The organism is Lentzea sp. NPDC092896, from assembly GCF_044754905.1.
Taxonomy (GTDB): domain Bacteria; phylum Actinomycetota; class Actinomycetes; order Mycobacteriales; family Pseudonocardiaceae; genus Lentzea.
Window position 1 is genome coordinate 125,086 of record NZ_JBIVPX010000008.1, and the last position, 21,973, is coordinate 147,058.

Genomic DNA, 21,973 nt, shown 5'->3' on the forward strand with positions numbered 1-21,973 from the left:
TTGTGCCGAACCATGCACGCAGAGTTCCCGCAAATGCGATCATTCGATCGTGACCGATCCGCACGCGTTCCTCGCGAACTTCGAACAGCGCCTGCAGCAGGCCCAGGAACAAGCGAACGCCATCCAGACGGCGTTCCGCGAATCCCGCACCGAGGCCCAAAGCCCTGACGGCTCGGTCATCGTCACCGTGGGCTCGGGTGGCCGAATCGAGTCACTCCAGCTCACCCCACGTGCCGACGACCTCGGCCACACCACCCTGGGTCGCACGATCATGGACACCATCCGCTATGCCCAGGTCGAGGCCGCCCGCAAGATCGAGGACACGATGCGCCCGATCCTCGGCGACGGTGAAGGCATGGCCTTCCTGCGCGAACAGGTCGAGCGGGGCATCGCTGTGATCGACCCAGCGGGCACCGTCGAGCAGCCGCCCCCACCTCCCGGCCGTCCCGCACCACCCCGGGGCGATGACGACGACTTCGGCGGAAACTCGGTGCTGCGATGACCGGCTTCCAGACTCAGACCGAGACCGTCTCCGCTCACGGCAAGATGCTCGTCGGCCAGGTCTCGCCCTCGCTGCAGGAAGCAGCGTCCGCCTCCCAGGTGAGCCTCGGCCCGAACGTGATGGGCGAACTCTGCCAAGCGTGGTCGTCGATCTTCAACGAGGAACTCGACGACGCCAAGGCCCTTCTCGCAGCCCTCCCCAAGGCCTTCGAGACAACCGGTGGCGAACTGTGCTCAACGGCCGAGACCTACCGACAGGTTGAAGAGGGTAACCGCACCGCCATGCAGGGGGTGGAACGATGAGCAACCCCTTGGTCGCACAGAAGGAAGACGACAAGAAGCGGCTCGCCGGCGCAGGCATGTTCGACACCACCGAGGACCTGGTCAAGCCCTTTGCCGAAGGCAAGACCATCGACCCGGTCGCGCTGGGCATCGATGGGGCCGCGCTCGCACTGGATGTCGCAGGCTTCCTCACCGACCCGTTGGGCACTCTGGCCTCGTCGGTCGTGGGCTGGATCATCGAGAACGTCGGTTTCATCCGGGAACCGTTCGACAAGCTCATGGGTGATCCACCTGCCATCGAAGCGATCGGCACCACGTGGGAGAACATCGCCAAACGCCTGAGCGACGAGGCCAACGCCTACGAGTCCCATGCCAAGACGCTCGCCGAGTGGACGGGCGATGCGGCCGATGCCTACGGCACCCGTTGCACCAATCTTGTGGCTCAACTCCGCGGGTCGTCAGCCGCCGCCTCGTCTGCTGCGAACAAGATCAAGGTGGCCGGTGCAGTAGTGGCCGCGACCAGGGCGCTGATTCGCGATCTGCTGGCCGACCTGGCAGGCACTCTGCTGATGTGGGGCATTCCGGCCGCTGCGTCGGCGATTCCGACCGCGGGCGCCTCCGTCGCGGCCTTCATCACCCGAGCCGTCACCAAGGCAGTCGAGATCGGCACCAAGATCGCCCGGTTCGTCGCCAAGTTGTTCAAGGCGTTGGACAAGCTCGGCTCGCTGGCGAAGAAGGCCGCCAGCACGATGCGCAAGCAAGCCGATGACCTCGCAGCCCTGAGCAGGCAGATGCCGAACAGCCACTACGGCAACCAGCGGGCGGCAGAGCTCGCCTCAGACTCGGCAACGAGGGTGTCCAGGGCCGACTCCCTCGACAACATCGGCGACGGCCTCGGCAACGCGAGCAGGCGCATCCAAGACGGTGTCGACAGCGCGATGAACAAAGTCGACGACATCGCCCAGCGCACCACCCAGAAGGTCGACGACTGGGCAGCCCGCGTGAAGGAGAACGGCCCGGCTCGCAAGCAGGCGGTCAAGGATCTCTACGAGAGGCTGAACCAGCCCTCTCTGACCACGCGCAAGGAGAATACGAGCGACCCCCGGTCCAGCCTCGGCCGTGCAGCCGACCAGGTGGACGCGCCGATGAGCAAGGGCCTGCTCGACGGCCAGAACTGGGTGCGCGCGGTGTCCAGCAGGGACATCAGCCACCTGATGCCGAACTGGGGAGACCTCGTCCACCCGGCGAAGGAACTGTCGAAAGAGCTGAACAAAGCTGAAGGCGGCGGCCACAAAGACCCCAAGGAAGGCCCGTGACCAAACCGAGGCGGATCGCCATCGCCGCCGTCCTCTGGATCGTCGCCCTTTACACCGCCCACGCAGGCACGTTGTTCTTCGACGGCGAAGCCGGCTCGGGCGGCGATCCGAAGGGCTACGCTGAAAGAATCTCGTGCGCGCGCAACTGGTGGGCCTTTGGCGCCCTCTGGTATTGCAACGCCACCATCGTCGCTGACGATGGCAAGCAATACCCGTACAGCAACAAGAACTCCTCGCTCACGCCAGCCGACATCGGCAACCGCGTGCCGATGACCAACAACCGCGTACGTTCCGGACGGTCTTCTCAGGCAAGCGCGGAGTGGGCGCTCGCCGAACGCAGAGACCCGAACAAGGTCGCGTACATGCTGTCCCTCATGGGCATTCCGGTAGTCGCGCTCTTCATCACGTTCCGTATGTTCCGCGACAAGAAGCCGGTGGAATGAAAGGACCTCACCAGCGCTGACTCGCCTCGCCTGGATCGCCCCTGCCCGTACGGCGCCGAGTTGCTCCTGCTGCTCTGGGAGGACCACGGCCCCCCGAGGTTCCGTGATCGCCCGAGCCGAGAACATCCAGTACCAGCGCAACTGGTTTCCTCCTGGCACCGCTGGCGGCGCAGCGCAATCGTCACCGACACCCACGGCGTACAGATGCGGTTCACCAGCGACTCCTCGCCGCTGACCCCGGCCGACACGTCCGTGCCCGTGCGACGCTTGGGCCCACTCGACTTCACGCCGGCGCGCGTCCTTCACCGCCGCTCGGTGGCCCGGCCATGGGCGCCATGGCCCTCACGGCGCCGGTCTCCTGGGTGCCGGCAGAACGGCCGTTCGCACGCCACGAGGCCCAAGGCAAGCCGCGTCCACAGGCACGCCCGCTGGTCCTGCGAACGCGACTAGCGGCACTGGGGGCGTCCCGGCGGCGCGCTGTCACCTCGGACATCGGCAGCGAAGCAGTCCAGACCATGAGCCACTCACAGTTCACCCCCGCCGACGTAGGCACTCACCAACCGGTCACCTTCACGGGATCGACGTGGGGGTCCGTGGACCAGCCCTACGAACACCGATTCGCCAGGACACTGGTGGTTCTTCCGTTCGCTGGTGGTGTCGCGCTGGTCGCCAACTACTCGCCGCTCTGCTCCTTGAGCCAGGCGCGCGAAGCGTCAACAAACTCGCCAGCGTAACCGATGTTCGAAGAACCTTCCTTGTACAGCTCATTCAGCCACATGATCCACAGCTCGTAGGCGGCGTGAAGCTCTTGCGCAACTGCATCGCACTCGGACAGCGCTTCCTGGACAACCTTGAGGTCGCCGTCAGCTGCGGAGTCAACAAGGTAGCACCACAGTTCGTCCGAGAAGTAGTCGAGGAGATATCGAATACGGTCAGCGCAATCCTCGACATGGCCGCGCAGAGCGTGTTCTCGATCATCGTCGTCTGACTCACTGACCTTTGCAATAGCCGGCGTCGGAAGTGCGGAGTCACTCAGACGGGGACGCACCGGCGTTCCCGTCGAGTAGGCAATAGGGAGCCTGGTGTCGCCAGGAAAGTCGACTGATGCCAGTTCGGCCAGCTCCACCAACTGCCCGTTGCCAGCCGCCGCGACAAGGTCGATGGCTTGACTCACTCCTTGGCCAACCAGATCGAACTGACATTCCGCCAGCTGATCGTCCAGCTCCCAATCAATCTCAGTGACCGAGCCCGCAACGCCTTTGAGGTCCTCGATCATCGCCTCCATCGCCTCGTCCCTGCGTTCCCGCAATGCCTCAAGCTCATTGCGCAAGCTCTCCGCGTCGATCAAAACCTCAGTATCGGTCATGCCAAACCACTTCCTGTCAGTTGACTGCAGCGTTCGATGGGACTCACTCACAAACAAAGGGTGCGGTGATCTGTACTCCGGTGCCGTTCGAGGCATAGCGAGGGGCCATCGCTTCCATCTGCTCGATCACCAGTTTTATGGCCTCGGGCTGCTTGTCCGGCGGGTACTTGTACTTGACGAGCAGTCTCTTGATGGACGACCGGAGCTTGGCCCGGACGTCGTCACGCACCGTCCAGTCGGTCTTGACATCACGCCGCATGACCGCCACCAGTTCGCGCGCGACCTGGGCAAGCACATCGTCGCCGTGCACCTGAACAGCGGATTCGTTGGAACTAACAGCGTCGTAGAAAGCCAGCTCGTCGTAGGAGAGCGGCGGAGTGAAACGCTGACCGCGATTCCCTTCGACGGCCACTTCCTTGGCGAGTTCGATGAGTTCGGCGATCACCTCGGCCGAGGTCAGCTGCTGGTTGGTGTACTTACGCATCAGTTCGATGAGCCGCTCGGAGAACGCGCGCTGACGCACGAGGTTGTTCCGCGTTACGTGGTCCGACTCTTCGAGCAGGAGTGCGCGCAGCGCCTCGATCGCCAGATGGGGATTCGACACGGACTGGGCCTTGAGCTGGAACTCCGGGCTCAGGTCGGACAGCGACGGCTTCGCGAGCCCAGCAGCGCCATAGATGTCGATGATCTCGCCGGACGCTGTCGAAGTCGCCACCAAAGCCGAGAGCATCCGCTGGATCTCCTCCGGCACAGGCCGGCCTTCTGCCTGACGTTCCTGGGCGTCGAACTTGCCCATCCAGACGCGGACTTCCTCATAGAACCTCGCCGTGGGCTGAAGTTCGCTAAGGGCGCCCGCACAGAGCGCCCACGCCCGGGCCAGCTGGTTGGCCAGCTTGCGGAACCGGTCACCCAGTGTCGGATCGCCGTCCTGCACCTGGTTGCCCGGTGTCGCCGGCGAACGCAGGTAGTTGGTCAGACCGTAAACGGCCCTGGCCCAGCTCCTGCGGTCTCGGTCAAGCTGGGCGCGCCACGGGTAGTCGACGCACAACTGATCAAGAGAAGCGATCAGGGTGGTGGTGAGAGCGATTGCCTCGTCGATGTTCTTGCCGACCGGCTTCTTGGCCTGGTCGGTTTCGGTATATTCGGCAAGCGCCTTGTTGAGGTTGTCCGCCAGCGGCGCGTAGGCAACGAGCAGCCCGTCCGGCTTGCCGCGGAACGTGCGGTTGACCCTGGCAAGGGTCTGCATCAGCAACGCGCCCTTGAGCGGCCGGTCGAGGTAGAGCGTGTGCAAGGGTGGCGCGTCGAAGCCTGTGAGCATCATGTCCTTGACGATGACGATCTGCAGTTCGTCGTCGGCGTTGCGGAGCCGCTTCTGGATAGCCTTGTTCTGTCCTTCGCGGCGAACGTGCTTCGCCACAGGCACCTTGTCCTGTGCCGAGCCGGAGTAGACGACCTTGATAACGCCTCTGTCGACGGAGTCGTGGTCCCAGTCCGGCCTGAGCTTGACGATCTCGTCAAACAGGTCAGCGCAAATCCTTCGGGTCGCACCGACGACGAACGCTTTACCGGGCGAGCCAACGAACTTGCGCATCTGCTCAGACCGCGTCTCCCAGTGTTGGACGATGTCAGCTGCCAGAGCCTTCAAACGTGGAGGAGCCCCATAAACAGCATTAATCACAGCAACCGACTTCTCGATCTGGGCACGCTCGACCTCGTCGAGCCCCGCAGTGGCCTCGTCCGCCGCCCGGTCGAGATCCTCCTCACGGACGTCCTTGGCCAACCCGACCTTGACCAGGCGAGGCTCGAAGTAGACCGGGACGGTGGCGCCGTCCTCGACCGCGCGCGTCAGGTCGTAGATGTCGATGTAGTCACCGAAGACGTCGCGAGTGTTGCGGTCATCGAAGGAGATCGGCGTCCCAGTGAACGCGATCAACGCGGCGTTGGGCAGGGCGTCCTTGAGATGGCGGGCGTAACCGTCGAGGTCGTCGTAGTGGCTGCGGTGCGCCTCATCGGCGATGACGATGATGTTGCGGCGGTCCGACAACAGCGGATGGTCCAGCCCGGCGTCTTTCTCTGTCTTGCTGAGACCGAACTTCTGCAGCGTCGTGAAGTAGATACCACCCGTCGTGCGGTCAGCCAGCTCGGTGCGCAGTTGCGCACGAGTTGTCACCTTGATCGGTGACTCGCTCAGCAGGAGCGACTGCTTGAAGGTGTCGTGCAGCTGCCCGTCGAGTTCCTTGCGGTCGGTCACCACGATGATGGTCGGGTTCTTGAGTTTGGGCTGTGTGCCCACGAGGTGGGCGTAGAGCTCCATCTCCATCGACTTGCCGGAGCCCTGGGTGTGCCAGACGACTCCGGCCTTGCCGTTGCTCTCCACCGCGGCGACTGTGGAACCGACCGCTTTGGTGACGGCGAAGTACTGGTGTGGCTTGGCGATCCGCTTCGAGTATCCGTCGGCACCCTCGTCGAACGCGGTGAAGTTCCGTTGCAGCTGAAGGAAACGCTCGGGGTTGAACACACCCTCGACGAGGAACTCAAGCTCGGTCCCGAGGTGACCTTCGTCCATCGGCTCGCCGAGTTTGACCGGCTTGCCATCATCATCGGTGTTCCAGGGCGAATAGTGGTTCAGCGGCGTGAACGACGTGCCGTATCGAGCCGTGATGCCGTCGCTGATCACGGTCACCACCGCGAACCGGAACGCCATCGGGAACTCGCGCAGATAGGTGGCCAACTGGGCGTGCGCGGCGGCCAGATCGGCCTTGGCAGCGCCCGCCCGTTTCAGCTCGACGATCGCGACCGGCATGCCGTTGAGATAGAGCACGACGTCGAAGCGCCGGTCGACCTCGGCCGTGCGGACGGTGACCTGGTTGACGGCAAGGAGCTCGTTGCCGTCAACCAGGTGGCTGACGAGCCGGATCGTGGGGTTCTGCTCGACGCCGTCCGCGTCGATGTAACTGATGCCACGGTAGCCGTGAACACAGATCTGGTGCAGCCGGTAGTTCTCGGCGATCGCGTCCTGCGAGGTCGGCTGGATGATCTCCGCCAGCGCCTGCTCCAGGTACTCCAGCGGCACCTGCGGGTTCAGCTCCCGCATCTTGGCCAGCGCCCGTCCTGGAAGGACGATGTCGTCCCACGACGTCCGGCCGTTCTCGGTGCCTGGCGCGATAGCCGTCCCTGGCAGTGGCCGCCATTCCTGTTCGGCGAGCGTCTCCAGCGCGACGTTCTCCCAGTCCGCCTCACTGAACCCCGGCTGCCCCACCATCACACAACCCCCTCCACAATTTCCTCGGCTTCCCGCACACGGACTTTGCCCGACATAAGCAGCGGCAGCAATTCATTCCGTGTCTTCGCCAGGATTTCGTTCTCGGACAGCGCTGCCGCTATCCGGTTCTCTATCACCGCAAGCTTCCGCTCCAGTTCTTCGACTATCTCCGCGCGGACCATAGGCACGAGGACGGCTTCGAGCTGACTCTTGTTGACCGCGCCGAAAACCGTGCCTTCCGCCTCGAACGGTGCCCACGCGTCGCGCGCAGCTCGTACCTGATGAAACAACGTCATCGGACAACCTGAACGCGAACGCAAGCTTGCAACACCTCGCCCGATACACATTTCTTCGTTCGCGATATTGGTTCTCCCGACAGGCGCACGAACGCTAACAAGAGTGTCTCTGACGCCAGCCATCCGCACGGGCGCCGTTGTCCAAACTCGCTTCGCAGGGAAGCGCGCACCAAAGTCTCGAACACCTTGATAAAATGGGGTCCCCACAGCCCTTTTGTTATAACTCGCTCCCGGAGGAGATGAGCCCATCGTCACAAAAGCCTGAGACGAAAGAGAGGCGAACCGACCATCAAAGGCGGCAGACAAAGATACTTCCGCCAACTTTTCCGATAGGTCAATAATCCGTTGATTGACAGCAATCTTGTCATCGATTGAGCCGAGAACATTAATTGCAGCTTCCTGCTCCTCGAGGGGCGGAATCCGCATCTTGAGCGAACCAACATCCGACAGACTTAGAAAGTCCGCCATATCAGTCTGCCCCTTGAGAGCATCAGCCTGGCCCCAAAACTCTTCGCTCTTGAACCAGTAGTACAGATACCGAGAATTCAACAGACCATCAACAGCCGCCCGAAAGTAACACAATTGCGGACTGTAAGCATATACAGGCCCCACGGAAGGCATTATAGCCACTCGCCCGACGGTCCCCTTAGCAGTAAGCACTACATCGCCCGGCCTTGAGGTCTTGGACCCCATTTCATCCGAACGGATCATCGGGGCATCAACCTGATCCAGCTGCTGAATTCGCCCTTCCATAACATCCGCAACCCTCAGAATCGGAAGTGGGAATCGATCCAGTCCGACAGATCGCGGCCTCCCAGCGCCGATCTCGAGCATGCCGGCACTCACAAGCTCAGCGAGTTTAAGAACGCGGTCAGACATCAAACCGCCCCAATTGCTCGCGAACAATCTTCTCCAGGCGCACTGATTCGTCGAACGCGCTCAAAAGTTCCTTCGACAGCCGCTGGATCTTGTCTTCGACGGGTTCACCATCATCCTCGATCTCTGCGGCGCCGACGTAACGACCGGGGGTAAGTGCGTAGTCGGCAGCCTTGATATCGGGCAGGCCCACCGACTTACAGAATCCCGGAACGTCCTCGTAGGCCAAGTGCTTCTGCGCGGCGGATCGGGTGCCACGCCAGGCGTGATAAGTGTCAGCGATCTTGGCCATGTCTTCATCGGACAGTGCGCGTTCGGCGCGATCGACCATGTAGCCAAGTTCTCGGGCATCGATGAACAGCACCTCGCCCGACCTGTCCACCGCCCCACCCTTGCCGACACGCTTGTCCTTCGCGAAGAACCAGACGCAGACAGGAATCCCGGTACTGCGGAACAACTGTGTGGGCAACGCCACCATGCACGAGATGAGGTCGGCCTCGACGATCTGAGCGCGGATCGCCCCTTCGCCGTTGGAATTCGAGGACATCGAACCGTTGGCCATCACCACACCAGCACTGCCGCCGGGGGCGAGCTTGTACAAGATGTGCTGAATCCAGGCGTAGTTGGCGTTGGTTACAGGAGGGACGCCGAACTTCCACCGAGGATCCTCGGTGTTGCGAGACCAGTGCTTGATGTTGAACGGCGGGTTCGCCATCACGTAGTCCATCTGGACGTCCGCGTGCTGGTCGCGGGCAAAAGTGTCGCCCCACCGCGCCCCAAGGCCCTTGTTGTCGATGCCGTGAATGGCGAGGTTCATCTTCGCCATCCGCCAGGTCTCCTCCAGACTTTCCTGGCCATAGATGGCGATGTCCTTCGGGTCACCCTTGTGTTCGTAAATGAACTTCTCTGTCTGCACGAACATGCCGCCCGAGCCACAGCACGGGTCGTAGACTCGCCCTCGCGAGGGTTCCAGCACCTCGACGATCACGCGGACCACACTCGGCGGCGTAAAGAACTCACCTCCCCGCTTGCCTTCCGAACGAGCGAAGTTGCCGAGAAAGTACTCGTAAACCTCGCCCATGAGGTCACGGGCGCGGTGCTCGCCCTGGCGACTGAAGCGGGCGCTGTTGAACAGGTCGATCAGCTCACCGAGGCGGCGCTGGTCGATGTTGTCCTTGTTGTAAAGGCGCGGAAGCGTGCCTTGAAGCGCCGGATTGGTCTGCATGACCGCATCCATCGCCTCATCAATGAGCTGACCGGGGGGTTTGGCGGGTTCACTGCCCTCGGCTGGCTTACCCTTCGCATACTCGGCGAGGTAGGCCCACTGGGCGTTGGGCGGAACGACAAACACCCCATACCCCTGGTACTCCTCGGGGTCGTCGATCAGGTCCTCGACCTGTTCTTCGTCGTAATCCTCCGCCATCAGTTCGGTGCGGATGGTCTCGCGGCGCTCGTCGTATGCGTCAGAAACGTACTTTAGAAACACCAGCCCGAGGATGACGTCCTTGTACTGGTTCGCGGACAGCGAGCCGCGGAGCCGGTCGGCGGCTTTCCACAGGGTGTCCTTCAGCTCCTTCATCGTCGACGGTGCCGACGGCTCCTGCCTCTTGCGGGGTGGCATGCTGCCAGTCCTTCCTATTGCTCTATCTGAGTCGTGAGGGTCACCGCGCCAGCGGCAACTCCGGCGATCATGGCCGTGATCAGATCCTGTGTTGCGGATAGGTGCCTTCGCAGGTTCGCCTCGTGCTCCCGCGCCGCGGTGACCGCGTTCTCGAGTCGTTTTGCCTCGCTGGAGTTGAGAACGGGAACGCTCCAGGTCTGCCATTCCGTCACCTCGTCCGGGAGGCGGTTGATGATCGCAGCAACGGCGTGTGGGCCAATCCCGGCACGCGAGCTGACCCGGAGAATTCTCGACGGAGATGCGACGAGCGATCCGCCGTGGACGTCGACCCTCGCGAGCGGGCGAGGTCGCTCCGCGAAGATGACATCCCCCGGATCGGTACGCACTGCCCGGGGATACCACCGCATCGCGTCGAAGGGATCGAGCCGTAGCGGGTCACCTGCATCCGCCGCGGACAGAACTGCGACGGATCCGACAGGATCTGCGTGGCCAGGGTTGATCCTGCTGCCGCGCAACATCTGCAAATGTCCCAGTTCCTTCAGCTCCGCCAGGGACCGCCGACGCACCACCATCGAACCCTGCGCGGCCTCCGCCAGCACGTCGAACGTCGGGATCGGCTCGCTCGTCACGAGGGTCGCGGAGTTGATCACAGACACCTGTCGCTCGATCTCCGTCGTGGCGATCTGCACCGCACGGACACCTCGCGGCACGACCGGGGCACGGGAACTGAGGATCAAGGGGAGGTGATGTGGGCGCAGGTAGCGGAAGGCGCGGCCCTCGGCAGCCTCCAGCGCCCCCGTGACGTCAGCTGCGAGATCATCCAAGGCCAGCTCACCACTAGTGAATGCCCCGAGATCAGCCACCAATGGCCGTTCGATGGTGACTTCCCCCGTGCACACCCACAGACCCAGTGCCTGTCTGTGGGCTTCGCGCCACATTCCTCGCGGAAGACGTAAAGCGGCAGCCAGGCTGTTTGAACGCAGCGTGTGTGCACGGTTCAGCTCGTGCTCTCCGTTTAGCTCGTCACACAATAGGCTGGCTGGTCCGAGCAGAACAGCTAGGTCGTGTCGACCAAGCTCGAGTACCAGGTCGTCGATCCGCTTGAGGTTCTCGTCAATCTCGCCGCCGACAACGGACAACCACCGGACGCCTCCGCTGGTGACTTGAGTCGTCGTGTCGATGCTGCGGATCGTCGCCTTTCGCCTAATGTCACGCTGTTCCGCGCCGTCGCCAGGCACGACGACGTGAGCAAATGTCCCGGCAAGAGCCAGCGTGGTGGCCGAGGCGCCACCGACGTGAACTAGCGGAACGCCCTCGGGGTCAATGTGAAGCGAGCATGCATCAGCAACCGCCTGGACGAGGTGCACCGCTTCGGGAGTGAGGCCGCGAGTGGCAGCTGTTCGCGCCGCCCGTCCCTGTTCCAGACGGTCAAGCGCCTCGCTCCCGCCATACGACGCCTCGATCAAGTCGTCGACGAACTGCAGCGTGTCGGTTGCCGGCGTGCTGGCCACGACCTCCCGGAGAAGCAGCTGGTCGTCAGTGTCGACGGCGCGCGCTATACAGACCCGCTGCTCCGCGCTTGTCTCGGCAAGCTCTTCTCCCGTCATCACCGCCAGACACAGCCAGGTGACCAGTTCGTCCAGTGGAACATCGTCCGGCACGCTCAACGCCGGTGCGTCGAGGTGCGCTTCGGCGTTTCTGCCTCGACGGGTCCGCTCAAGCCAGATGACAACGTCGTTGCGAGAGAACCTCTCAATTCCGCCGGAGACATCGACCGGCTCAGGAAACGGCAGATTCTTGCCCCGAACACGCGGACGGTTGCGCCACGTGCTGACGACAGGCCGACGGACGCGGGCTAGGTCAGCGACATCTTGCAGTGTGAGCGTCGGCACGGCCCTTGTCACGACGTGCTCCCCCCTCGTGGCGTCTACCGGTCATGTGCAGCCTACGTAGGCCCCTCATGTTTTCTTAGGAGAAAAAGTGATAAGCCCCCTTATCGTAGTTCTTGCTTCTCGAAGACGCACGGATGCGGTCAGCCTTGGGCAAGGCGCTGCCAGTCGTTGGCGGTCGCCAACCCAGGAGAAGAAGACATGGACGAACACACCTACCCCTCGGATCACTTCGACCGCGATGCATCGCGTCCCGTGGTCACCGAAGCCTGTTCCCGCAGCCGCAAGAGGTGCAGGCCGGCGTTGGCGACCAAGCATGACGTGAACGCCAAGCTGCGCCGGGGGGATGTTTGATGTCGGTCTCAGGAGCAGAACGCAATGACGCCGTGAAGGCTCTGCGCCTGGCTGATCTGAAGCCATACCTGTCGGTCACCGTCCTGGAGTGCACTGGCAAGGACCTGGACAAGGCGTTTTCAATCTTGCAGGCCTTCCTGCGGAAGCTCTCGGAGAAGCCGGGCCTCGCCATCGCTGTGCACACGACGGGGGAACTCGCGATCGAGGACTTCCGCGCGGAGGAAAACAAAGAGGCCGACCTGCTACGAGCCTTCGGCTTCGATGGCTTCTACGGGGTGACGCGTGAACGTCGGCACCGGGCACCGTGGGCAGCCAAGGACACTCCGGTTGTCGACGTCACTAACGATCTGACAGCCGCCCTTCGCAGGGGACCTCTCATCGCGGTGTCCACGGAGAACACTCGTGCATTGCTGAAGTGGGCGAGGGACGCCACCAGTCCTTACCGACCCGTACCCGCAGGCGTCATGTCCTCCACGTTCGACGGAGATGGCAAGACGTTGTGGCTCCGAGGGGTACATCGCCGTCGGGTGACCAAGCCAGACAGCAAGACGCTCAACGGCTTGCAGCTCCAGCACGCCATCGACGCACACGACGACTCCACGTTCGCGATGAGCGCGATGAAGATCAACCTCGATCCAGAGGAGGCGTCCGCGATGCTGCGTGGCGACCTGTGCGTCGCACCGGAGCGCTCACACCTCTCGTTCAAGGCGATGTCATCGTTCGGCATGTTCCTTGCCGCCACCTCGGAAGCCCTTGTGCTTCTCGACAAGACGCTGGCCAGCGAGGCTCCTCTGCGCAACCCCTTCCCTGGGTTGGCAGTACCGGAAAACGATCTCGGCAGCGTGTTCGGCGCGTTCGACATCAGGGTGACGGACCTTGACGAGATGCGTGGTGAACCAGACTTCGACGAAACTCAGGCGGACCGCGCCGAGCTGCTGCACGGTGCGATCCTCGACGTGCACGGAGACCTGAGCTCGCCGGGCCTTCTTCTGAGTGTGGGCCTCGATGGCGTAGTCGCGGGACAGCTGAAGGTAATTCCTGTGGGCATGCGCGACGGCTACATGCTCAACGTCAGTGTTGAGGGTTCGCCGACCGACGAGGTGATCACCCGACGGATCCGCCGTGCGATCGGTAACGGTGATCTTCTCAACGTGTACTACGAGTCCGGGCACGCGTTCAACGGGCAACGGATCTGTCGGCAGAACCCCTCGAGCACGCCCTTCCGCAACCTGACCTTCGTCGACTTCAGCGGCGTTGACATCACCAGGGAGAAGCCGAATGCGGACGGCGATCAGGCCATCCACGACGCAACTGCGGAGACTGGCGACGATTCGTTGTTCGGCTGGATCGTCCGGAACTTCGGCCACGACTGGCTGATCTGCGACGACGGCGCGGGCGAGGTCGCTGACTTCCTGCACCTCGCCGACGACGGGACTCTCACCGCGATCCACGTCAAGGCCGCGCAGAACAGTTCCTTGAACAGGCGCATCGCTGTCGTGGCATACCAGGAAGTAGTCGCTCAAGCCGTGAAGAACATCAGGTCATTGGACACGGACTCGTTGATCGCACGGTTGAGTCTGCCTAGCATCAGCCGCCCAGCTTGTTGGCACGCTGGCAAGCGCATCGGTGACCGCTCAGAGTTCATCGCCCGGCTCGGCATGCGAACGGCATCGGACAGGACACAGGTTGTGATCGTGCAGCCACACTTGCGCCAGCAAGTGCATGACGACGCTCGTGCTGCAGCTCTGCGGGGAGAACTTGATCGAAACGCCCGCAGCATGATGTTGTTGGACAACATTCTTCACAGCACTCGTCGGACCGTCACGGGGTTGCACGACGACCTCATCGTCATCGGCTCCGCCTGATCCAAGATCACGAGCACAAGAATGCAGTGATCTGTGCTGGGTCACGGTCGGCACACCCACCGTTCGATCATCGAAGTGGCCCAGGTGTCGCCGACTACGCCCAGACCATCGGTTCCGAGGGCGTCTGCGATTGCCGCAGGCGCCCAGCAAGGACCGGCTGCGGCCAGTTGTCAGTCTGACAGGCGTCCGCCCTGTCACCCGAAAGCCCTACAACGCCAGCTACGGTGGCACAGGTGACGACGTTTCCACGGGTGCCCGCGGACCTGTTCCGCTTCACCACGACCGCCCACGCGGAGCTGCACACTGCAGTGATGCGCGTGTTCGGAGTGGCGAACGAGCGCCTGCAGACCGTCCTCACAGCCGATGACGTGCAGCAACGACTGCGACACGTCGGCTGGTCCGAGCAGGTGACGGACGACGACCTCCAGGCGTCCCTCACCGCTCTGCGTGGCTGGGGCCTGCTCGACGCGACGCAGCAGCGCTACGGGCTCACCAGGCTCGGCGAGGCCGCGTGTGCCGGCCTCCAACAGGCGCTCGACACCCTCACGAGCAACGGTTCGCTGCAGACCGCCGTCCTCGACGCCATCGCGGCCCACCTCGACGAGCTGCAGAAGCCGCTGGACGACCGCGGCAGTTTCACCGCGCTCACCCAGCTCGAAGGGCACCTCGAGGCCTTCGAGACCGGCACGACGCGGTTCAACGCCGACCTGCAACGACTCCTGCGGGACGAGCAGACCGACCTCGCCACGTTCCAGGACGTCAAGCGCACGACGATCACCTACCTGCGCGACTTCATCGCGGACCTGGACGCGCGCAAGCAGAAGATCCGCGAGGCCATCGCGAGCATCGACGCGGCCGAGTTGCACGAACGCGCGCGCAACGGCGCCGGGCTCCACCAGAGTGACGAGTTGTGGCTTCAGCAGCGCAAAGAGCGTTGGAGCAACCTCAAGAGCTGGTTTCACGACAACCCGCCGCGCGTCGACGAGTTGCAGGACGTGTCGCGCAAGGCGATCGTGCAGTTGCTGCGGGTGCTCGACCGGATCAGTGAGCAGCGCAAGCCGACGAACACCGCGGCCGACTTCCGGGCACTGGCGCTGTGGTTCGCGAGGACCGAGACCGAGGACGAGGCGCACGAGCTGTTCAACGCCGCGTTCGGACTGTGGCCGGCCCGGCACGCGCACCTCGCGCACGCCGACGGTGAGCTGATGCCGAGCGGCGAGGCGTGGCACAACACGCCGCCGGTGCCCGTGTCGCCGCAGCTGCGCGCGACCGGCAAGCAGGAGCACATCGGCAGCACCGGCAAGGTTCGCAACGTCGACGAGGTGCGCCGCAACCGCCGTGAACGGGCGCAGAAGGAGCGCGAGGAGCTCGAACACGCCTGGTCGCAGATCCAGACCGACGGCGCGGTCCGGATCTCCACGCTCACCAACCTCGACCACGACACGTTCCACCGGCTGATCGACCTGGTCGGGCGGGCGCTCGGCAGCGATCCGGACAGCACCGGCACGCGCACGGCCGGCACGAGTGACGGGCGGATGCAGATCAACCTGCGCAACGCGCGTGGCTGGGCGACCATGACCACCCAGAAGGGCACGCTGAGCGGGCCCGACTACGTGATCGACGTGCAGAGCCGATGAGCCGCACGGGAAACCAGCTCGCACGGCTGGAGAGCGAAGAGGTGGCGCGTGGTGTCCGTCTGCTGCTCGCGCGTCCGTTGCTGACGGCGACACTGGACCACGACGGGTTCGACCTCATCAGAAGGCGCCGCGAACCGGTCACGAAGTGGTTCGACTACTACTGCGGCTGGCGGGTGCACGTCGAGCCACGCGCCGGATACGCGCGCCTGTTCAAGACCACGCAACGGCCTGACCGCACGCGACCGGCGTTCGATCGGCGGCGGTACATCCTGCTGTGTCTCGTGTGCGCGGAACTGCTGACCACGCCGACGATGACGCTTGACGAGCTGACGACGCGCACGAAACACGCGGCCACCGACGGCATCCAGTTCGACCCGGCCAGGCGCAGCGACCGGAACGCGTTCAACGACGTGCTGACGTTCCTCGAGGAACACGGCGCCGTCGAGACCGACGAGCAGGTCCGCGCGGACCCGACGCTCATCACGCGCCTGCTGGCCGCGCCGGTTCCACCCTCCACAGTGGACACGATCGCGGACCTCACCAGGGAGACCCGCTACGACAACGCGCACCGCAGTCTGTGGCAACGGCACTCCGTGATGCGCAGGCTGATCGACGATCCCGTGGTGTACAAGGAAGATCTGACCGCGAGCCAGCTGGCGTTCCTGGGCTCACCGACTGGGCGCAAGGTCGTCCAGACGGGCATCGGGCTCGCCGGTTGCACGCTGGAGGAACGCGCCGAGGGTTTTCTCGTGGTGGACGCCGACGCGATCGCCACGGACACGAGGTTCCCGGACGACGACAACAACGCGAAGGTCGCCGCGTTGTTGTTGCTCGACCGGTTGGCACAAGGTCCGGCGACCACCGAGGAACTGGTCGAGGAGACACGCGAGTTGCTCACGAAGTTCCGCACGTGGGCCAACGCCTACCAGTCGGACGGTGGCGCGGGCAGGCTCGCGGCGGACGGGATCGAACTGCTCGAGATGTTCGGACTCGCTCGCACCAAGAACGGCACCGTTCACAGGCTGCCCGCCGCAGCCAGGTACGCGGTCGAGGAGCCCAATGACTGACCGGTGGCAACCCAGCCGCGCCGGCATCATCAACGTCTGGCGCTACTACGACGAGATCTTCTCGTTCTACCAGGGCAGACTGCTGCTCAGAGGCCCCAACGGCACGGGCAAGTCGAAGGCTCTCGAACTGCTGCTGCCGTACCTGTTCGACGCGAACCTGCGTCCGCACCGGCTGTCGACGTTCGGCAGCGCGGACCGCACGATGCACTGGAACCTCATGGGCGAGGGCAACCAGGGCAGCACGCGCGTCGGGTACGTGTGGCTGGAGTTCCAGCACGGCGAGCAGTGGTTCACGTGCGGTGCGCGGCTTCAGGCCACCACGAACACGTCGAACGTCACCGCCACGTACTTCACGACGTCGCAGCGGGTCGGTGATCTGGCGCTGGTGAACGAGGCCGGGCGCCCGTTGACGAAGACCGACCTCGTTGCGGCGATCGGCGAACACGGCGTTGTGCACGCCTCACCGGCTGATTACCGCCACACGGTGCGGACGACGTTGTTCCCCGGTGTGACCGAGCAACGGTACGACTCGCTGATCACCGCGCTGTTGCAGCTGCGCACGCCGAAGCTGTCCGAGCGGCTCGACCCGAGCGTGCTGTCCTCGTTGCTGTCCAAGGCACTTCCGCCGCTGGATCAGTCCGATCTGACCGAGATCGCCGAGGGGTTCGAACGGCTCGACCGGCGGCGCGAGGGGCTGCGACGCCTCGACGAGGAGATCGCCACCACCGAACGACTCGCGGACGTGCAGCGCGTCTACGCCCAGCGCGTTCTTGGAGTGGCCGCAAGGACACTGGAGTCGACGACCCAGCAGCTCGAGGACCTGACGCGGGCCGCGCGGATGAGCGAACGGCGCTACCAGCGCCAGATCACGCTGACCGACGAGGCGTTCGACCAGCTCGCCGCGCTGGGGCGCGAGGCGAGTGCGGTCGACGCGGAGATCTCCGGCATCTCCGACCTGCCCGCCTACCAGGAGGGCAAGCAGCTCGACCTGTTGCGGCAACAGCTTTCCGCCGCGACCCTGCGCGCGTCGGAGGCCGCCGGGCACGCCGCGAAACTGCGCGCACGGGCCGTTGCCGAGGACGAACAGGCCGCGCAGGCGAAGTCCGACGCGGCCGCACGAGCCGATGAGCTGCGCCGTTCCGCCGTGCAGGCACGGGAAGCCGCCGAACGGGCCGGCATGCCGTCGGTCTTCGAGGAGATCGAGTCGGGCGCGGACGCGCGGGCGGGACGGCAGCTGCTCACCGCCGCCGTCGAGTCCCGTTCCGCCGAGATCACGTCGATCATGCGTGCCGTCGCCGCGCATGGGCGAACAGTCGACGCACGGGACGCCGCACGCCAACGGCTTGAGGAGACCCGCGACGAGCTCGACCTCGCCACGGAAGCGGAGATCGCGGCGCAGCAGGCGTTCGAGCAAGCGTTTGCGAAGTTCGGAGCGGACTTCGAGACGTGGGCGCACGGCTGCTCTGAGCTGAACGTGTCCGACCACAGCGAGATCGTCGAGGCCGCCGCTCTCGCCCGCGAGGAGTTCAGCCGCATCGAGGCGCGCCTGGACGAGACGCGCACGGCGTTGAACAGCCAGCTTTCGCAGTACAACTCCATCCGCGAGAAGCTCGCCAATCAGGTCGACGTGCCGCCACCCGCGCCGTACACGCGCGCCGGCGATTACCGCCTTTCCGCTGCGGGCGCTCCGTTGTGGCGTCTGGTCGACTTCCGTCCTGGCACGCCGGCGGCCGTGTGCGCCGCGGTCGAGGCGGCGCTGGAGGCCTCCGGCCTGCTCGACGCGTGGCTCGCGGCGGACAACTCGTTCGGTCTCCTCCCCGACCAGGACCGTTTCGTGGAACCGACGCTGGCGCCTCCCGCTCCCGGCTACACGCTGCTGGAGGTGCTCGTCACCGACGACGAGCGCTGTCACCGGTTCCTCGAAGGCATCGCGTTCGGCGAGACGGCCACCGGCCACGCCATCGCGATCGGCGCGGACGGGACGTGGCGCCTGGCCAACGCGCACGGCCGCTGGTCCAAGCCCTTCCCCACCTACATCGGCGCGGACGCGCGCAAACGCGCCCGCGCGGGCCGCATCGCCGAGCTCACCGGGCTGATCGAGCAGCTCGCCACCGATCTGTCCGGTGTGGACGCCGCGCTGAACCAGATCGCGGTGCGCCGGGCGACTCTGGCGGGCGAACTGGCCAGGCAACCCTCGGCCGACCCGATCGAGATCGCCGAGGACCAGCGCACGAAGGCCCAGTTGCGGTGCGCGGCCAGGAAGGACGCCGTCGCGGCCGCGACCAGGCGGGTCGCCGACGCGGAGGCCGCCGTCGCGCGGTACAGCCTGAGCACCGAGGTCCCTGACGTGGAGGCGCTGTCCGCGTTCGGCACCACGGGCCATCGCTGGCTCGACGACCGTCACGACGCCTTCGCCGCGGAGGCGCTGTCGATCGACGCCGGCAACCGTGCCTCGCTCAGCAGCACGCTGGCCGACGAGGCCGAGGAGACGTCGGCCGCCCGGCACCAGGAAGCCGCCGACCTCGCCATCACGCTGGAGACCGTCGAACGGTCCGCGGACTCCGAGTTCCACGCCCTCGACCAGCAGCTCATCTCGTTGCGCACCAAGGCACTCGCGTTGACCGAGGAACGCGAAATGCTGCAGGACAAGCAGACCGGCCTGGCGCGCACACTCGGCACGTTGGAGGAAAAGCGCAAGCTCGACACCTCACGTGCCGCGGAGGCCGCCGTCGCGCATGACGCGGCCGAGGCCCGCTACCGGCACCTGACCAGCGGACACCTGCCCGCGGACGCCGGTGAGGTGCCCGAGGACGTGGTGGATCCGCGCCTGATCCGCGACTTCGAGTCCCGCCTCGGCCTCGCCGTGCACCAGGCCAGGCAACAACTCGCCGGCCGCATCGACCTGTCGCTCGACCCCGACGACGACGTGACGGTGCTGACCGCAACGCTGGACGGCGCGCGCATGGGTGCGCACGCCCTGCTTCAGACGTTGCAGGCCGAACGCGACCGCGTGCGCACGCACATCACGGACGTCGAACGCGACCTCTTCGACCAGACCCTCACCGGCGACACGCGCAGGCACATCGCCCAGCGCATCCAGGGCGCGTCCGAGCTGGTCGGCATCATGAACCAGCGCTTGGAACGCGTCCAAACCGCGTCCGGCATCCGCGTGCAGCTCGACTGGCAGGTCGATCCCCAGCTACCGCCGGGCACCCGAGAGGCCCGCGACCTCCTGCTGCGATCGGACCTGAACGACGCCGAACGCGAGTTGCTGCACCAGTTCTTCCGCGAGCGCGTGGAAGAGGCCCGCGCGCACGACTCCGCAACGGGTTGGGAACAACAACTCGCCCAGGTGCTCGACTACACGACATGGCACCAGTTCGTCGTGAAGGTGGACAGGGGCGAAGGCTGGGTCCCGGTCACCAAACGGGTGCACGGCGCGTTGTCAGGCGGCGAGAAGGCCATCGTGCTGCACCTCCCGCTGTTCGCCGCGGCGGCCGCGCACTACCACGCCACGCCGACCGCACCCCGCCTGATCCTGCTGGACGAGGTCTTCGTCGGCGTCGACGCGACCAACCGCGGCCAGCTGCTGGAACTGCTGGTCAACTTCGACCTCGACCTGGTGCTCACGTCGGACCACGAGTGGTGCGACTACCGGGAGCTGACCGGCATCGCGATCCACCAGCTCACGACCGGCACGGACGGGGACGACGCCGTGACGACCGTGCGCTTCACCTGGGACGGGCACAGCCTCACGGCCGATGACTAACTACCGAGCAGTGCGAGCAGTTCGCGTTGTTCGGAAGTGAGCGGGAACGACGGGTTGCGCCGCGGGTAGATCTCCGCGGCCTCCCACAGTTCCGTGCGCACGCTGGACGCGACGCCGATCTTGAGGCCACGTGACTGAAGGTCGGCCACCACGGCCGCGCCGTCGAACAGGTAGACCGCGTCGACGACCAACGGCCTGGTCGTACCGCGGGAACTGGCCGGCTCGGCTTTCGGCCCGGCCAGCACGAGGTAGAGGTCCGGCCCCTTCTCCTTCATGTCCAGCAGGCCTTCCCGCTTCGTGTACCACCGGACGCCCACGGTCCGGCCGTCGCCGAGCCTGCCATCGCTAATTCCGAAGACCTGCGCGGCGATCCACGCGCCGAGGTGCCCGGTCAACGCGGGCCGCCCGATGCACGTCGACAGTTCGGCGTCGATGCGGTTGCGTTCCTGGATGAGCGCGGCCACCTGGTCCATCGCGCTCATGCCGACCCGCTCAGCGAGAGCCGCACCGGCCCGCGCAACGCGTCGCCGACGTCCACGCCGAGCAACGACGCGACCAGCCGCAGGTCCGCCTCCTCGTCCGCGGTCACCCCGCCGTCCTCCCCGGCTACGTCGGCGAGCGCGGCGAAATAGCCGCGGTGCAGCTCCTTCACCTGCGGCTGGCCGAGTTCGAGCGCACGAGCCACTTCGAGCAGCTCTTCCTGTTCCTCCAGGGCCAGGTGCCGGTCGACCAACGCCCGGTCGAGCACGTCGAGGTACTCGTCGCCCGACGCGGTCTCCACGCGAGGCAGCAGCCGCACGAGCTTCGCCAGGAAGTGCTGTTCGGCTCCGTGCGGGTGACTGCGTTGCACGGCGAACGCGTTCAGGGTGCGCGGTACCGTCAGCCGCACGGGCTCCACGTCCCCGACGCGGTCCAGGCAACGCGCCAGCAGCCCCGCGGACGCCCGCGCGTCGTGCAGCGCGGAGTGCGCGATGCCCATCGGCACTCCGGCCACCTCGCAGCACGCGGCGAGCGACCGCGACGAAGCACCGAGATACCGGCCGGCTAGGTCCATCGTGCAGAGGCCCTCCGCGAAGAGCTCGTGGCCGAGCCTCGCGAACTCGGCCCGCAGGAACCGCAGGTCGAACGACAGGTTGTGCGCGACGAGCACCCGTCCCGACAGCCTCGCGGCGAGCTCAGCGGCGATGCCGGCGAAGTCGGGCGCGCGCCGGGCGTCCGCGGCGCTGATGCCGTGCACGTGCTGGGCACCGAGGTCGCGGCGCGGGTTGACCAGCGTGCACCACTCGTCCACGCGGCGGCCGGACGCGTCGAGGTGCACGACGGCGACCTCTATCACCCGGTGGTGCTGACCAGGTGAAAGTCCGGTGGTCTCGACGTCGACGACCGCATAGCCGTTGCTCATGCCGGACCTGTCGTTCGGACCCGTGCC

General features: G+C 65.2%; 15 protein-coding genes. 8 read left to right on the forward strand and 7 right to left on the reverse strand.

The features are described 5' to 3' along the window. Positions 1–49: 49 nt before the first annotated feature. The 4 genes from ACIQF0_RS33265 to ACIQF0_RS33280 are packed head-to-tail and all read left to right on the forward strand — an operon-like array spanning position 50 to position 2,542. A complete protein-coding gene (locus tag ACIQF0_RS33265; protein WP_401036196.1) occupies positions 50–502 on the forward strand; it encodes a YbaB/EbfC family nucleoid-associated protein in 453 nt (150 codons plus the stop codon). Further along, the gene (locus tag ACIQF0_RS33270) at positions 499–804 is read left to right on the forward strand and encodes a hypothetical protein (protein WP_401036199.1); all 306 of its coding nucleotides are present in this window, start codon (positions 499–501) and stop codon (positions 802–804) included. The genes ACIQF0_RS33265 and ACIQF0_RS33270 overlap by 4 nt, the downstream gene beginning before the upstream one ends. A gap of 8 nt (positions 805–812) precedes the next feature. Next, positions 813–2,099: a WXG100 family type VII secretion target gene (locus tag ACIQF0_RS33275; protein WP_401036201.1), complete on the forward strand. Its 1,287-nt coding sequence runs from the start codon at positions 813–815 to the stop codon at positions 2,097–2,099. Further along, a complete protein-coding gene (locus ACIQF0_RS33280) occupies positions 2,096–2,542 on the forward strand; it encodes a DUF6346 domain-containing protein (protein WP_401036204.1) in 447 nt (148 codons plus the stop codon). Before ACIQF0_RS33275 ends, ACIQF0_RS33280 begins: the two co-directional genes overlap by 4 nt. A gap of 673 nt (positions 2,543–3,215) precedes the next feature. Here ACIQF0_RS33280 and ACIQF0_RS33285 read toward each other — a convergent pair. From ACIQF0_RS33285 to ACIQF0_RS33305, 5 genes are read right to left on the reverse strand one after another with little or no spacing between them, the layout of a single operon-like run. Then, complete coding sequence (locus ACIQF0_RS33285) at positions 3,216–3,908, reverse strand: hypothetical protein (RefSeq protein ID WP_401036207.1); 693 nt, start codon at positions 3,906–3,908, stop codon at positions 3,216–3,218. Positions 3,909–3,951: 43 nt separating this feature from the next. Then, the gene (locus ACIQF0_RS33290) at positions 3,952–7,170 is read right to left on the reverse strand and encodes a type I restriction endonuclease subunit R (protein WP_401036789.1); all 3,219 of its coding nucleotides are present in this window, start codon (positions 7,168–7,170) and stop codon (positions 3,952–3,954) included. Next, the gene (locus ACIQF0_RS33295; RefSeq protein ID WP_401036209.1) at positions 7,170–8,345 is read right to left on the reverse strand and encodes a restriction endonuclease subunit S; all 1,176 of its coding nucleotides are present in this window, start codon (positions 8,343–8,345) and stop codon (positions 7,170–7,172) included. Before ACIQF0_RS33295 ends, ACIQF0_RS33290 begins: the two co-directional genes overlap by 1 nt. Continuing rightward, a complete protein-coding gene (locus ACIQF0_RS33300; RefSeq protein WP_401036212.1) occupies positions 8,338–9,963 on the reverse strand; it encodes a type I restriction-modification system subunit M in 1,626 nt (541 codons plus the stop codon). Before ACIQF0_RS33300 ends, ACIQF0_RS33295 begins: the two co-directional genes overlap by 8 nt. 14 nt (positions 9,964–9,977) lie before the next feature. After that, positions 9,978–11,867 (reverse strand): hypothetical protein, encoded by a 1,890-nt coding sequence (locus ACIQF0_RS33305; RefSeq protein ID WP_401036215.1) that lies wholly within the window; start codon positions 11,865–11,867, stop codon positions 9,978–9,980. A 338-nt stretch (positions 11,868–12,205) separates the two neighbouring features. Between ACIQF0_RS33305 and ACIQF0_RS33310 the strand changes: the two genes are divergently transcribed. From ACIQF0_RS33310 to ACIQF0_RS33325, 4 genes are all read left to right on the forward strand, one after another. Then, a complete protein-coding gene (locus ACIQF0_RS33310; protein ID WP_401036218.1) occupies positions 12,206–14,071 on the forward strand; it encodes a hypothetical protein in 1,866 nt (621 codons plus the stop codon). A 233-nt stretch (positions 14,072–14,304) separates the two neighbouring features. Further along, complete coding sequence (locus tag ACIQF0_RS33315; RefSeq protein WP_401036221.1) at positions 14,305–15,708, forward strand: TIGR02677 family protein; 1,404 nt, start codon at positions 14,305–14,307, stop codon at positions 15,706–15,708. Further along, positions 15,705–16,775, forward strand: a complete 1,071-nt coding sequence (locus tag ACIQF0_RS33320) for a TIGR02678 family protein (RefSeq protein ID WP_360048857.1) — start codon at positions 15,705–15,707, stop codon at positions 16,773–16,775. The genes ACIQF0_RS33315 and ACIQF0_RS33320 overlap by 4 nt, the downstream gene beginning before the upstream one ends. Continuing rightward, positions 16,768–20,544 (forward strand): SbcC/MukB-like Walker B domain-containing protein, encoded by a 3,777-nt coding sequence (locus ACIQF0_RS33325; protein ID WP_401036225.1) that lies wholly within the window; start codon positions 16,768–16,770, stop codon positions 20,542–20,544. Before ACIQF0_RS33320 ends, ACIQF0_RS33325 begins: the two co-directional genes overlap by 8 nt. On the opposite strand, the gene ACIQF0_RS33330 is transcribed toward ACIQF0_RS33325, so the two are convergent. Then, positions 20,541–21,026: a hypothetical protein gene (locus ACIQF0_RS33330; protein WP_401036227.1), complete on the reverse strand. Its 486-nt coding sequence runs from the start codon at positions 21,024–21,026 to the stop codon at positions 20,541–20,543. The genes ACIQF0_RS33325 and ACIQF0_RS33330 overlap by 4 nt on opposite strands. Next, a complete protein-coding gene (locus ACIQF0_RS33335) occupies positions 21,023–21,946 on the reverse strand; it encodes a PolC-type DNA polymerase III (RefSeq protein WP_401036229.1) in 924 nt (307 codons plus the stop codon). Before ACIQF0_RS33335 ends, ACIQF0_RS33330 begins: the two co-directional genes overlap by 4 nt. Positions 21,947–21,973: the final 27 nt, after the last annotated feature.